Source organism: Streptacidiphilus cavernicola (genome assembly GCF_042510955.1).
GTDB classification, from domain to species: domain Bacteria; phylum Actinomycetota; class Actinomycetes; order Streptomycetales; family Streptomycetaceae; genus Streptacidiphilus; species Streptacidiphilus cavernicola.
On record NZ_JBHFAB010000020.1, the window covers coordinates 117,182 to 130,250 of the forward strand.

12 protein-coding genes are annotated in these 13,069 nt (G+C 73.7%); 3 read left to right on the forward strand and 9 right to left on the reverse strand.

Annotated features, from left to right (window positions below; genetic code table 11):
• Window positions 1-134: 134 nt before the first annotated feature.
• The 3 genes from ACEZDE_RS24515 (at window position 135) to ACEZDE_RS24525 (ending at window position 4,755) form a co-directional block, all read left to right on the forward strand.
• Window positions 135-1,022: a sirohydrochlorin chelatase gene (locus ACEZDE_RS24515; protein ID WP_380539792.1), complete on the forward strand. Its 888-nt coding sequence runs from the start codon at window positions 135-137 to the stop codon at window positions 1,020-1,022.
• The gene (gene cobC / locus ACEZDE_RS24520) at window positions 1,012-2,100 is read left to right on the forward strand and encodes an Rv2231c family pyridoxal phosphate-dependent protein CobC (RefSeq protein WP_380539683.1); all 1,089 of its coding nucleotides are present in this window, start codon (window positions 1,012-1,014) and stop codon (window positions 2,098-2,100) included. Before ACEZDE_RS24515 ends, cobC begins: the two co-directional genes overlap by 11 nt.
• A gap of 117 nt (window positions 2,101-2,217) precedes the next feature.
• Window positions 2,218-4,755 carry a polysaccharide lyase 8 family protein gene (locus ACEZDE_RS24525; RefSeq protein WP_380539686.1) on the forward strand — a complete coding sequence of 846 codons (2,538 nt, stop codon included), beginning with the start codon at window positions 2,218-2,220 and terminating at the stop codon, window positions 4,753-4,755.
• A 20-nt stretch (window positions 4,756-4,775) separates the two neighbouring features.
• Here ACEZDE_RS24525 and ACEZDE_RS24530 read toward each other — a convergent pair whose 3' ends face one another.
• From ACEZDE_RS24530 to ACEZDE_RS24570, 9 genes are all read right to left on the reverse strand, one after another.
• Window positions 4,776-5,777: an SCO1860 family LAETG-anchored protein gene (locus ACEZDE_RS24530; protein ID WP_380539689.1), complete on the reverse strand. Its 1,002-nt coding sequence runs from the start codon at window positions 5,775-5,777 to the stop codon at window positions 4,776-4,778.
• A gap of 234 nt (window positions 5,778-6,011) precedes the next feature.
• Window positions 6,012-6,752: a class I SAM-dependent methyltransferase gene (locus ACEZDE_RS24535; protein ID WP_380539692.1), complete on the reverse strand. Its 741-nt coding sequence runs from the start codon at window positions 6,750-6,752 to the stop codon at window positions 6,012-6,014.
• A 77-nt stretch (window positions 6,753-6,829) separates the two neighbouring features.
• Entirely contained in the window at window positions 6,830-8,050 is a 1,221-nt protein-coding gene (locus ACEZDE_RS24540) for a hypothetical protein (RefSeq protein WP_380539695.1), read from the reverse strand.
• A complete protein-coding gene (locus ACEZDE_RS24545) occupies window positions 8,047-8,289 on the reverse strand; it encodes an acyl carrier protein (protein WP_380539698.1) in 243 nt (80 codons plus the stop codon). Before ACEZDE_RS24545 ends, ACEZDE_RS24540 begins: the two co-directional genes overlap by 4 nt.
• Window positions 8,286-8,816 (reverse strand): holo-ACP synthase, encoded by a 531-nt coding sequence (locus ACEZDE_RS24550; protein WP_380539701.1) that lies wholly within the window; start codon window positions 8,814-8,816, stop codon window positions 8,286-8,288. Before ACEZDE_RS24550 ends, ACEZDE_RS24545 begins: the two co-directional genes overlap by 4 nt.
• Window positions 8,813-9,895 (reverse strand): NAD(P)H-dependent flavin oxidoreductase, encoded by a 1,083-nt coding sequence (locus tag ACEZDE_RS24555; protein WP_380539704.1) that lies wholly within the window; start codon window positions 9,893-9,895, stop codon window positions 8,813-8,815. Before ACEZDE_RS24555 ends, ACEZDE_RS24550 begins: the two co-directional genes overlap by 4 nt.
• Window positions 9,882-10,742 carry an aminoacyl--tRNA ligase-related protein gene (locus tag ACEZDE_RS24560; RefSeq protein WP_380539707.1) on the reverse strand — a complete coding sequence of 287 codons (861 nt, stop codon included), beginning with the start codon at window positions 10,740-10,742 and terminating at the stop codon, window positions 9,882-9,884. The genes ACEZDE_RS24555 and ACEZDE_RS24560 overlap by 14 nt, the downstream gene beginning before the upstream one ends.
• Before the next feature lie 89 nt (window positions 10,743-10,831).
• Window positions 10,832-11,716, reverse strand: a complete 885-nt coding sequence (locus tag ACEZDE_RS24565) for a diiron oxygenase (RefSeq protein ID WP_380539711.1) — start codon at window positions 11,714-11,716, stop codon at window positions 10,832-10,834.
• Window positions 11,713-13,014, reverse strand: a complete 1,302-nt coding sequence (locus ACEZDE_RS24570) for a condensation domain-containing protein (protein WP_380539714.1) — start codon at window positions 13,012-13,014, stop codon at window positions 11,713-11,715. Before ACEZDE_RS24570 ends, ACEZDE_RS24565 begins: the two co-directional genes overlap by 4 nt.
• Between the last annotated feature and the right edge of the window lie 55 nt (window positions 13,015-13,069).

Below are 13,069 nucleotides of genomic sequence, written 5' to 3' on the forward strand. Positions count from 1 at the left end.
GCGAGGCCCGCCTCACGCCCGCAGTCCCTCCCCCGAACGCCGACGCGAACGCGTCCGCGCGACCTCCCCTCCCCCGTTGCGCTCCCGCGCCGGCGCCCCCTCCTTGAGGAGTCCTTCCTGTGCCCCGCTCCCTGATGACTCCCCCGGCCCTGCTCGTGGTCGGCCACGGGACCCGTGACGAGGCCGGTGCGCAGGCGTTCCGCTCCTTCGTCGACGGGCTCAGGGACCGCCTCCCGGACACCCCGGTCGGCGGCGGCTTCATCGAGCTGTCGCCGCCCCCGCTCGCCGACGCCGTCGCCGCCCTGGTCGCGGACGGCGCGCGCCGCTTCGCCGCGGTGCCGCTGGTGCTGGTCTCGGCCGGACACGCCAAGGGCGACATCCCGGCCGCGCTGGTCCGCGAGCGGGAGCGGCACCCCGGCACCTCCTTCTCCTACGGACGGCCGCTCGGCCCGCACCCCTCGCTGCTGACCGTGTTGGAGCGGCGCCTGGACGAGGTGCTGCCGCGCGAACTGCGGGCCGGGACCACGGTGCTGCTGGTCGGCCGCGGCTCCACCGACCCGGACGCCAACGCCGAGGTGGTCAAGGCGGCCCGGCTGCTCTGGGAGGGACGCGGCCTGGCCGGGGTGGAGACCGCGTTCGTCTCGCTCGCCGCGCCGGACGTCAGCACCGGGCTCGACCGCTGCCGACTGCTCGGCGCCGAGCGGATCGTGGTGCTGCCGTACTTCCTGTTCACCGGCATCCTCCCGGAACGGGTCGCACGCCAGGCCGCCGACTGGGCCGCCGCCCACCCCGGCACCGACCTGCGCCAGGCCGCGGTGATGGGCCCCACCGAGGAGCTGGCCGAACTGGTGCTCACCCGCTACCGCGAGGCTCTGGCCGGGGATCTGCGGATGAACTGCGACACCTGCGTCTATCGTGTCGCCATGCCCGGCTTCGAGGACCGCGTGGGCGCGGAGCAGCGCCCGCACCACCATCCTGACGACCCGTCCCACAGTCACGGCCCACACCCGCATGTCCACTGAGGCCGCAGCCGACCACCCAGCGCCCGGCCACCCAGCGCCCGGCCACCCCGCCGCCGACCCCGACCTGCGCCACCACGGCGACACCGAGGTCGGCGGCGGCCTGGTCGACCTGGCGGTGAACGTACGGGCGGGCACGCCCCCACCGTGGCTGCGCTCGCTGCTGTCGACCGCCCTCACCGACCTCGCCGCCTACCCCGACGGCCGCGCCGCCCGCGCCGCGGTCGCCCGGCGGCACCGCCGCCCGGTCGGCGAGGTGCTGCTCACCGCGGGCGCCGCCGAGGCGTTCGTACTGCTCGCACGGACCGTCCGGCCGCGCCGCGCGGTGGTGGTGCACCCGCAGTTCACCGAGCCGGAGGCGGCCCTGCGCGACGCCGGGCACACCGTGGAGCGGCTGCTGCTGCGCCCCGAGGACGGGTTCCGGCTCGACCCGGCCGCCGTGCCCGAGGACGCCGACCTGGTGGTGGTCGGCAACCCGACCAACCCGACCTCGGTGCTGCACCCGGCCGCCGACCTGGCCGCGCTGGCCCGCCCGGGACGGGTGCTGGTGGTGGACGAGGCCTTCGCGGACACCGTGCCGGGCGAGGCGGAGAGCCTGGCCGGGCGCGGCGACCTGCCGGGCCTGGTGGTGCTGCGCAGCCTGACCAAGACCTGGGGCCTGGCCGGGCTGCGGATCGGCTACGCGCTGGCGCCGGAACGGATCGTCGCCGCACTGTCGGCCGCACAGCCGCTGTGGCCGGTGTCCACGCCCGCGCTGGCCGCGGCCGAGGCCTGCTGCGCCCCGGCCGCGCTGGCCGAGGCGGAGCAGGCGGCCAGGGACACCGCGGCGGACCGCGCGTATCTGCTGTCCCGACTGGCGGAGATTCCCAGCATTCTGACCTACGGTCAGCCCGCTGCATCGTTCGTGCTCATCCGGATGCCGGACGCAACCGGCGTCCGGGAGCGGCTGCGGCGCACCGGCTTCGCGGTCCGCCGCGGGGACACCTTCCCAGGTCTCGGCCCTGACTGGCTGCGGATCGCGGTCCGCGACAAGGCCACCCAGGATGCCTTCTTCGAAGCGCTGACCGCGCTGCTGCTCTAGCCTCACCCCAACCTCCCTGCCGTTCACATCCATGAACCTTGTCCAACTCCTTGACTCTTGTCATGGTGCGGACGTGTGATGTCCTCACCCTGACCCGACGTCAACGAGGACGCACGCATGGACGACAGCACCACGCCTCTCGCCGCACCGCTGCGCCGCCGCCACTTCCTCGGCGCGGGCGCCGCCGTGACCGGGGCCGCCCTGATCGGCGTCGGCGGAGCCGGCCCCGCCGACGCCGCCACCCGGCAGACCACCGCCGCGACCCCCGCCGCATCGCAGGCCACCGCACCCGACGCCACCGCTCCCGATGCCTTCGACCAGTTGCGCGGGGTCTGGTCGGACATCCTCACCGGCGGCAGCGCGGTCGACCCCACCGATCCCGACTACCTGACCGCGATCGCCACCATCGACGCGGTCGCCGCCGCGGCCATCGCGCTCTACGACACCTCCGCCGCACCGGCGTCCGTCTACACCGACCTGCCGTTCACCCAGGTCGAGAACGGCAGCGGCACCTACTACCGGCTCCGGGACACCTCGATCGCCTGGGCCACCCCCGGCTCCGCCTACTACCAGGACCCGGCCGTGCTGGCCCCGGTGCTGGCCGGGCTGCGGCTGATCGGCTCGGCCTACTACCACCCCGCCTCGCCCGAGGTCGGCAACTGGTACCACTGGGAGATCGGCGCCCCGCAGGCCCTGGTCAACGCCTGCGCCGTGCTCGGCGACCAGGTCGCGCCGGCCGACCTCGCCTCCTACCTGGCCACCGTGGCGCACTTCGTCCCGGACCCCACCCACCAGCAGCAGGGCACTGTGCTCACCACCGGCGCCAACCGCTCCGACATGTGCCAGATCACCATCCTGCGCGGCATCCTGGCCAAGGACGGCGACCTGATCGCACTGGGCCGCGACAAGCTGTCCGACATCTTCCCCTACGTCACCGCCTCCGACGGCTACTACGCGGACGGCGGCTACATCCAGCACGGCAACGTCCCCTACAACGGCCACTACTCCTATGTCCTGCTGAACGACCTGAGCCAGCTCTCGCTGCTGCTGAACGGCTCCGGCTGGCCGATCGACGATCCGCAGTTCGCGGTGATCCTGGACTCGGTGGACCTCACCTACGCCCCGTTCATGTATGACGGCCTGGTCATGGACGTGGTCCGCGGACGCTTCCTGGGACGGCAGCTGGAGACCGACCACGACGCCGGGCACGCCATCACCGAGGCGGTGCTCCGACTGGTGCCGGTCGGCTCGCGGGAGCAGCAGAAGCGCTGGAAGTCCCTGGTCAAGGGCTGGATCCAGCGGGAGACCTTCGCCGGGATCAAGGCCAGCGCGACCCCGGCCCGGATGGTCCTGGTGAAGTCCGTGCTGGACGACCCCAAGGTCCGCGCCGCCGACCAGGGGCCGAACCACGTCCAGCAGCCGTCGATCGAACGCGCGGTCCACCGCCGTCCGGGCTGGGCCTGGACGGTCGGCCTGTCCAGCAGCCGGGTCGCCCGGTTCGAGTCCATCAACGGCGAGAACCTGCGCGGCTGGCACACCGGCGACGGCGCGACCTACCTCTACAACCGCGACAACGGCCACTACACCGACGTGTTCTGGCCCACCGTCGACAGCACCCGGCTGGCCGGGGTCACCGCCGACACCGTCCCCTCGGCGCTGACCGCGGGCAATGCCACGGTGCCGCCGACCACCTGGTCCGGCGGCGCGGTGCTGGACGGGAGTTGGGGCGCGGTCGGGATGGACCTGGTCCCGTACGGGTCTCCGCTGCGGGCGAAGAAGTCCTGGTTCTGCCTGGACGACTGCGTGGTGGCGCTGGGCGCCGGGATCACCGGCAGCAGCGGCCACACCGTCGAGACAACGATCGAGAACCGCAATCTGCATGCCGCGGGCGAGAACCGGCTGACCGTCAACGGCACGGCGCAGCCGTCCACTCCCGGCTGGAGCGGCAGTTTCGCCGCTCAGGGCTGGGCCCATCTGGAGGGCGTCGGCGGCTATATCCTCCCGCACGGGGCGACCGGGGCGACCGGTAGCGCCGGGGCGGTGACCCTGCGGGCGCTGCGCGAGCAGCGGACCGGCGCCTGGGCCGACGTCGACAACGGGGCGAGCACCGGCGGCACCACCGTCCCCTACACCCGGACCTTCGCCACGCTGTGGCTGGACCACGGGGTGGACCCCAGCGGCGGCAGTTACGTCTATCTGCTGCTGCCGGGGGCCAACGCCCGTGACACCGCCCACCGCGCTGCCCACCCGGATGTCACCGTGCTGGCCAACACCCCGGCGCTGCAAGCGATCCACTCCACCGCGATCGGCCTCACCGCGGCCAACTTCTTCACCGCAGGCGCTCTCCCCTCCGTGGGCGCCGCGGGACGAAACGGGGGGCGAAGCGCGGGGCGGCCGAACGGCGGGGTCACCGTCGACGCACCGGCCTCGGTGCTGCTCCGGGGGCAGGGCGAGCGGCTGACCCTGGCCGTCAGCGACCCGACCTGCACCAGGACCTCACTGACCGTCACCGTGACCGGTCGCTCGCGCTTCCGCCGCGGCTTCGGCGACGACCCGGGCGTCCGGGTCGCGCTGAGCGGCGACACGGCGGTGATCACTGTGGACCTCACCCAGGGCCTGCCCGGAACCTCCCGCACGGTCCAGCTCTCCCGCTGAGTATCCCTACTGACCGACCGTCAGTGAGTGCGGCGACGGCGACGGGTCAGCACCACCGCCCCCGTGCCCGCGCCGACCAGCACCAGCGCCACTCCGGTGATCATCGGGGCGGAGCTGCCACCCCCGGTCTCGGCCAGGTCCACCCTGGCCGGGGCCGGGGAGGCGTCGGTCCCGGCGGGCACGGTGCTGGTCACCGACACCGGCTCGGCCGGTGCACTGGTGGGCGGCGGCGGGTTCCCGGCGCCGGTGGTCGGGGCGGCCGAACTGCTCGGCGCGCCGGGGGCGGTGGTGTGCACGGGCGGGGTGCCGCCGCCGTGCTGCTTGCCCATCTCGCAGCTCACCGAGGCCAGTTGGACGCTGCCGCTGACCTTGAGCACATTCAGCCCGCCGGGGTTGACGGTGACGGTCACCCCGAGCGCGGTGGCCGCCGCGGTCCGCGAGGTCACCTCCTTCTGCGAGAACTCGACGTCGACCACGCCGATGCCGGGCACCGCCACATGGGTCGGGCCGACCGCGGACAGCGAGACCTTGGTGCCCAGGACGGTGACGTCGCCGAGGACGTTCACCGCGGCGCTGGGCCTGCCGTGCGCCGGGCAGTCGGCCGAGGCCTTGACCTCCTGCACTTTCAGCAGGTCGCGCAGTAACAGGCCGGGGAGCTTGACGTCCGCGGTGACCAGGTCGACGGAGGCGCGCGCGCCGTCCTTGTCGACGATCGCCGCGCTGTGCCCGAGCGCGGCGTCGACCAGGGTCTGCGGAGCGGACCCGCCGCCCTTGAGCCCCTGCACGGTGGCAGTGAGCAGGTTCCCGTCCGCGCTCTGCGGGGCGTGCACGGCGTTGAGGCTGACGTCGATCGGGACGTCCACGCTGTTGAGCAGCGTGACGTCCAGGCCGACCCGGGCGGTCACCGCGGAGGCCGTACCGGCCGGCGGGGTGTCCGCGACGGCGGACTGACCGGTGGCGGCGACGAGCGCCACGGCGGCCAGAGCGCCCAGGGCGGCGGCGGAACGACGGAAAACGAGCATGGTGGAACCCCCACGAAAGGCTGGACGTGTGGAGAGAATCGGCACGGGCGCTCACCCCCTGTTACGGAGTGCCCGGACGCGATCTCGGATGCAGCCCATCCTTACGAACCATGCGTCACTTCTGATGCACACAGCGTCAGTTCACTCTAACGAGTGACGCAACCCCAGGGTTCGCTTTCGCCACTCCCAGCTCGGCGCGAACCCCGGTCAACCTACCGCCCACCTGCGCCGCGGTCAGGCCAGCACCAGCAGATCCATCCAACTGACGGCGGGCTCCTCGGGATCCGCGTCCGCCGCGGCCCGCAGCCGGGCCAGCCCCCGGGCATAGGCGTCGTCGTCGAGGGCGCGGAGCTTGGAGTCCGCGTCCCGGCGCAGCCCGTCCGCGAAGGCGCGCAGGGTGGGCGCGCTCTGCTGCGGCAGCGAGTGCAGCCCGACCCGGGCGAAGCCCGCCTCGGCGAAGACCGCGCAGACCTGGTCCACGCCCAGGTAGCCGTCGATCGTCCGCGCGGTCTCGGGGAAGAACCGCACCCGCAGGTCACGGTCGCAGCGGCCGGGGAAGGCGTTGCGGATCAGCACCGGGGCGCCCGGCTTCAGCGCCCGGCGCAGTTCGCGGGCCGCCGCCGCCAGGTCGCCGATGTGGTGCAGGACCGATCCGAGCCAGGCCGCGTCCGCGCAGCCGTCCGGAACGGGAAGGGCCTCGGCGCGGCCGTCGAGGGCGTGGATCGCGGCGGAGGCGGGGATCAGCGCGCGCATCGCCTCGGCCGGCTCCACCGCCAGCACGGTGACGCCGAACCAGGCGTGGAACGCGTCGGCGAAGGCCCCCGTGCCCGCGCCGACGTCCAGCAGGGTCATCCCCGGCGCCAGCGGCACCGCCTCGGCCACGGCGGCACGCCAGGCATCGAGGCCGTCCCTGGGGACCTCCCTGGCCGCGCGGTAGTCCTCGGCCGCCTGCCGGTCGTAACCGGTTCCCGCCATGCTGTGCTCCTTGTCGTCGTTCACTCGCGCGTCGGCTCTCACCGCGGTGTCGATCTGTTCTTACTACGCGTCAGCCGTCACTGCGCGGCCAGCAGTTCGGTGATCTCGCCCAGCTCGGGGTCGGCCTCGCCGAAGACGGCGTAGAACAGCCAGCCTCGGGGCGGGGCCAGCGTGCTCGCCGCCAGCGGCAGGATGCCGTCGCGGCCCCCGGTGGCCAGCCGGTCGGTGCGGTCGAGCCGGTCGACCAGCCGGTCGAAGCAGTCCTCTGCGCCGACCCGGACCGACGCCAGCCGGAGCCGGACGCCCAGCCGCTGGGCGATCAGTCCGGGCGAGAGCCGGGCGTTGACCTCCAGGACCGGGATCAGCTCCCCCGCGGTCGTGGTCATCGAATCGACGCTCAGCGGCCCGCGGTACCCCTCCTCCGCCGCCGCCCGAGCCACGCCCTCCACGCACTCGCGGTAGGACGCGCGGTCCAACTGCCGCAGCAGCCCCGGCTCGGGCGCGGTCGAACCGCGGTAGGCGTGGCCCTCGTTGACGATCTGACGGATGCCGTGCCAGACCACCTCACCGTCCGGTCCGACGGTCAGGTGCGCGGCGAAGTCGGCGGCGGGCTCGAACAGCGGCTGGACCACCAGCTCGATCCGGTCCTCGGGGCAGCGGCCCAGGGCGCGTTCGACCATGGCCAGCCGGGTCGGCGAGTCCACCACGATGTTGCCCTGGCCGGACACTCCGTAGGGGTCCTTGACCACGCACCGGTCGCCCGCCGCCTGCCGCAGCCCGTCCAGCGAGGTGACCACCTGGCCGGAGCCGGGCAGACCCAGCCGGGTCGACCAGGTCTTGGAGTTGACGGTCCGTACCGCTTCCAGCTCCGGCAGGGCGGCGCCCAGCAGCCCCAGCCGTTCGACGGCCGCGGCCGTCCCGGGGAGCACGGCGTACGGTTCGGCCGCCAGCCCCTCCAGGTCCTCCAGCCCCGCCAGCCCCTCCAGACCGCGCGGACCGTCGGCGGCAAGCCGGTCCTCGACCGGGAGTCCGGGGTCTCCGGGGACCACCAGGTGCCGTGCGCCGAAACCCGCGGCCCGCATCATCTCGCCGAAGACGGCGGCCGGTCGGCGGTGGGTGAGCAGCACGTCGTCCGGGCCGCAGAGCACGGCCTGCAGTTCGTCCATCCCGCGCAGCAGCTGCTCGGAGCGCGGGTCGCGCAGGGCGGGCAGCTGCGCCAGCCCGGACGGACGCCAGCGGCGTTCGGCGTCGCAGCTGCCGAATCTGACGGCAGCGGCGGCCGGTGGAGCAGTGGTCACGACCCGGCTCCGGCCGCGGGGGTGAGGAACCGGTGCTCGATGCGCTCCAGGGTGCGGAAGTCGTCCACGCTGACCTCCCCCAGGTCGATCGGCCGTCCCGAGAAGCTCTCCAGCAGGTAGATGAACTCCAGGAAGTCCAGCGAGTCGATGAGGCGGGCCTCGATCAGATCCTCCTGGAGGCCCGGCTCCCGGTCGAGCTCGGGGTTCTTGGTCCGAATCCACTCGGCGATCTGCTTCACGGCTGCTCCAGGGGTGTAGACGGACGGTCAGGGGTGGGACAGGCAGGGGTGTCGGCGGACGCCGAGGTGGACGCCGGGTCGGGGAGCGAACCGCAGCCGACCGCGATGGCCGCGGCCCACTCCCCCTCGTGGGTGATGCTCACCGACCACGACTCGACGCCGCTGGAACGCAGTTGACGCAGGGCGCTGCCCCGGGGGCGGACCAGCGGCGCTCCGCCGGGGCCGCGCAGCACCTCCACGTCTCCGGTCAGCACCAGCGGGCCGGACGGGGCGAGGAGTTTGATGAAGGCCTCCTTCGCGGCCAGGCGGCCGGCCATGGTGGCGTACCCGCCGCCGCGGACGACCGCCAGTTCGGCCCGTTCCCGGGTGGTGAAGTGGTCGGCCAGCCAGCGCGGTCCGTGCTGCTCGGCGAGCCGTCGCACCCGGGGGATGTGGACCAGGTCGAGGCCGACCCGGGGACGGCCCGGGGTGTCGGGGACGGCGTCAGCCAGGCCCTCCAGCGCGGCGCGCAGCCGCGGCCCGCTCATCGCGGCGCCCCGGTGGCGACGGCGTCCGGGCTCGGCGACCCGCAGGCGGCGGCGAACTCGTCACGGAACGCGGCGACCACGGCCGCGGCCGGACGGACCGCGCGCAGTGCGCCGCAGCCCAGTCCCGCGTACTGGGCCATCTGTTCGACCTGGCCCTCCGCCTCCGCGGTGGGCGCGGCGGCGGAACCGCGCGGCACCGGGCGGCGGGCGCCCATCACGCTGGTCCAGGCGATCAGCGTGGCGGGCAGCGGCTGCGGCGCGTCGGTGACCGCGCCGCGCAGCACCCGGTGCGGGCGGCCGGGCCAGCCGATCGAGAAGCGGTCGGTGACGACGGTGTCGCCGCCCTCCGCCCGCACCAGTGCGGCCTTGTAGTCGGGGTGCGCCGAGGACTCGGCGGTGGCGACGAACGGCGTGCCGCAGACGGCCCCGCAGGCGCCGAGCAGCATCGCGTCGAAGAGGTCGGCTCCGCCGGCCACCGCACCCGCGACCAGCAGGGGCGGGGCCGGGGCAGCGCCACACCGGCCGAGCAGCTGACGGGTGGTCAGCTTGCCCAGGTGGTGCCCGCCGGCCTCGACGCCCTGCAGCGCGATCGCGTGAGCGCCCAGCGCCGCGGCGTCGGCCGCCTCAGCGGCGCTGCCGACCTGGATCAGCAGCCGGTGCCCGGCGGCCAGCACCCGCACCGCCTCCCGCTCGGGCAGCATCCCGTAGCTGTTCAGCACCAGTGGACGGTCCGCGGTCACCAGCAGCGCGCCGATCTGGTCGGCGAGCAGCCGTCCGGCGACCTCGGGGATGACGTTGACGCCGAAGCCGCGCCGGGTGCGCGCGGCGGTGTCCGCCACCAGCGCGGCGCTCTGGTCGGAGTCGCTCTTGTAGAGGGCGACGGTGCCGAGCGCTCCGCTGTCGGCGACCGCCGCCGCGAGTTCCGGTCCGGCGACGCCGCCCATGCCCGCCTGCACCAGCGGGAAGTCGACGCCCAGGGCCGCCGCGCCGCGCTCGGCGGCGGCCCGCGCTGCGGCGGCCGGGCCGGACCAGGCCGCCGCAGCGCCCTCCGGCCGGTGCGGTGTCTCAGCCGCGGACATCGCGGACCTGCCGGAGCGCGTCCTGCGCCGTGCCGTGGGCCAGCACCATGGCGTGCACCCAGCGTTCGACGCCGAAGGCCGTGCAGCTGCTGTGCGCGACCGCGCCCTCGCTGGTGATGCCGAGCCGCTCGCCGAAGAAGTTGCGGTGCCGGTTGACCGACGCGATCGCGGTGCCGTCGGTGGCCACGAACTCGTACTTGACCGGGTCGAGGGCCATCAGCTTGGCCCGTGAGCCGCTCTTGTCGAAGAACGGGTCGTTGGCCGGCTGGTAGGACAGCTCCACGCCGAGTCGCGACGCCAAGGTCTCGATGAACTCCTTGGAGCGCGCCAGGTGTTCGCGGGCGCCCTCGGCCGTGCCGAAGTAGACGACCTCGCGCATGTGGAAGCCCCACAGCCGGCGCAGCCCGTCGTAGTGGTCCTCGTTGCGGAAGCAGCGGCCGACGGCGGTCAGCCTCAGTTCCGGACCGACGTCCTGCCCGGCCAGCGAGAGCAGCAGTCCGTAGCAGGTCGCCGAGGGCAGCAGGTAGCCGGTCGGGCTGACCGGCTGCTCCGCCACCGGCCGGCCCGCGGCCAGTGCCTCGACGGCCTGGTCCGGGAAGCGGGCGGCGGCCACGCCGAGGTGCGGGAAGTTGCGGAAGTAGTCCAGCCGGGCCAGCCCCTCGGCCGGCAGCAGCGGCGGGCCGACCACCCCGGGGGCGTCGAGTTCGGCGGCCAGGTCGGTGAACAGGCTGTCGAGTTCCAGCAGCAGTGCGGCCCGCGGCGGGTCGAGGACGACCAGGCCCGGCCCGGGGTCCTGCAGGGTGGGGACGGTGCCGGGCGGGGCGGCGGGGGCGGTGCGCGGTGCCATGGGGTGACCTGGTTCTCTGGGAGGGAGGCGGGAAGCGGACGGGGTCAGGCCCGGAGCTGACCGAAAGTCAGGTCGGGGCTGACGAGAGGTCAGGCCGGGGACTGCTCGAAGACCCCGATCCGGCGGTAGAAGGCGTCGGTGCGGGCGGTCACCGCGTCATGGGCGGCACGCCGGGCCGGGTCGGCCAGGACCCTGCTCCGGAAGCCGAACGGGTCCGGGATGCCGGCGTCGCGGTAGGCGTCGACGCTGTAGAGCTGCTGGATCGAGCTGGCGATGTACTTCCGCACGTACTGGCGGGCCAGGTCCAGCTCCCGTTCGTCGCCGGCCTCGCGCAGCCGCACCCACAGCGCCCGGACCAGTTGCGCGCCGAAGGCGATGTGCCGGGACTCGTCCTGGTGGTGCACCCGGTTGATGGCCCTGATGGTCTCGGGGAGGGCGGCGTCCGCGGCCATCCTGCTGTTGAAGTGGTCGACGATCTGCTCGAAGACCAGGATCCGGCTGAAGACGATGAAGTTGTCCAGCAGCGCGGAGTGGCTCTCCTGCGGGAAGGCCATGGCCCGGTTGGCGAACAGCTTGCCGCCGTAGCGCAGGCAGAACTCGGCGAAGAACCACATGTGCTCGTTCTCCTCGCCCAGGAAGTGGTGGAAGAACGGGGTGGGGATCTCGTATCCGGGCGCGTGGATGCGCTGGACCACCTCCTGCATCAGCTCGCGGATGCCGTGCACGTTGAGGCTGTAGAAGTTGATGCTCTCCCACTTGGACAGGGCGAGGTACTGCTCGCGGTCCAGCTCGGCGGCGGCAGCGGTGCCGTGCACCGTCATCAGGTCCTCGCTCATCCACAGCGCGCCCTCGGGGATGCGCTCGGGCCAGTCGAAGGTCTGGTACGGGTTGTAGTAGTCGTTCTCGGCGGCTGCGGTGAGCCGGGTGACGGCGGTGGCGACTTCGTCGTCCCAGACGGTGGCGGCGGTGGTCATGGTGCGTTCTCCCCAGGGGTGTTCTCGGTGCCCGCGGCGGCCTCGACCAGCAGCGTCTCGAAGGCCCGCAGCAGGCGTTCGATGTCGGCGCGGGCGATCAGCTCGGTGTCGGCCATCAGGTAGAGCAGGCAGGTGTCGGGCGCGTAGGTGGTGTGCACGAAGAAGGCGGCGTCCTGGCGCTCCCAGGCGCCCACGAAGGAGATCTCGGTGCGGCCGGTGAGCGCGCGCAGCGCGTCCGGCTCCCGGCCGGCCGGCAGGTCCTCCCAGCGGTCGTGCATCCGCTTGTCGTTGAAGAAGTAGCCGAGGTCGAGCGTGCCGCCGCTGCGTTCGCGCGCCTCGTCCAGGACCACGTCGACGGCCGACGGGTCGTACTGGGCGTGCCGGTAGGCGTTCATCCCGGCCAGGAAGGCGCGGCGGACGGTCTGTTCGAAGGAGCCGTCCGCGACGTCCAGGGCGAACAGCGCGTTCTCGGCCATGGCCGCGACCAGCCGGCGGCTGCGCTCGTCGTGCCGGTTGACCGCGATCAGCTGCAGCGCGACCGTGCTGTGGCCGGTGTGCGCGCCGAGCACGGCCGCGGTCGCGGCCAGCAGCACGGTGCCGGTGCTGACCTGGCAGCGTTCGGCCAGCACGGTGGCGGCCACGGCGGTGGCCGGGGAGTCCATGCCCAGCCGGACGAAGCGCTCGGGCCGGCCCTGGTCGTCCACCGGACGGAACAGGGAGGCCGGAACCGCCCGCAGGGTGCGCCGCCAGTACTCCACCGAGGCGGCGCCGCGGGCCGCCCCCGGGCCCTCGGTCTCGAAGAGTGCCTGGTCCAACGGCTGCCAGGACGGAGCGGGCGATTCCTTGCCTGCGAACAACTCCCGCAGGTCGCTCTCAAGTTCGCGTACCCCCCAGAAGTCGACCCCCAGATGGGAGAACACCAGCACCAGGTGGGCGGGCCGCCCGTCCTCCAGCACCAGTGCGCAGCGGAAGGGCCATTCCTCGGCGTGGCGGAAGGTCCGGCCCACCAGCTCGCGGGCCAGCCGGTCAGCGGCCTCCGCACCGCCGCCGGGGCCTGCCTCGACCCGGTCGAGGAGCAGCGTGCCCTCGGCCGCGACCTGCTGGGTCCAGCCGTCCTGGGTCTCCAGGAAGCGGGTGCGCAGGGCCTCGTGGCGGCACAGGAGCGCGCTGAGGGCTGCCTCGACCTGCCCGCTGTCCAGATCGGCCGGGACCGGCTCGATCCGGCGGATGTTGAAGTAGTGCGCGTCGTCGCCCAGCCAGCGGATGGACTTCCAGATCGCGCGCTGACCCCACGTCATGGGGGCTGCGGCGGAACGGGATCCCTGGAACGTCAGCGTGCGGGCAGCGAGGTGC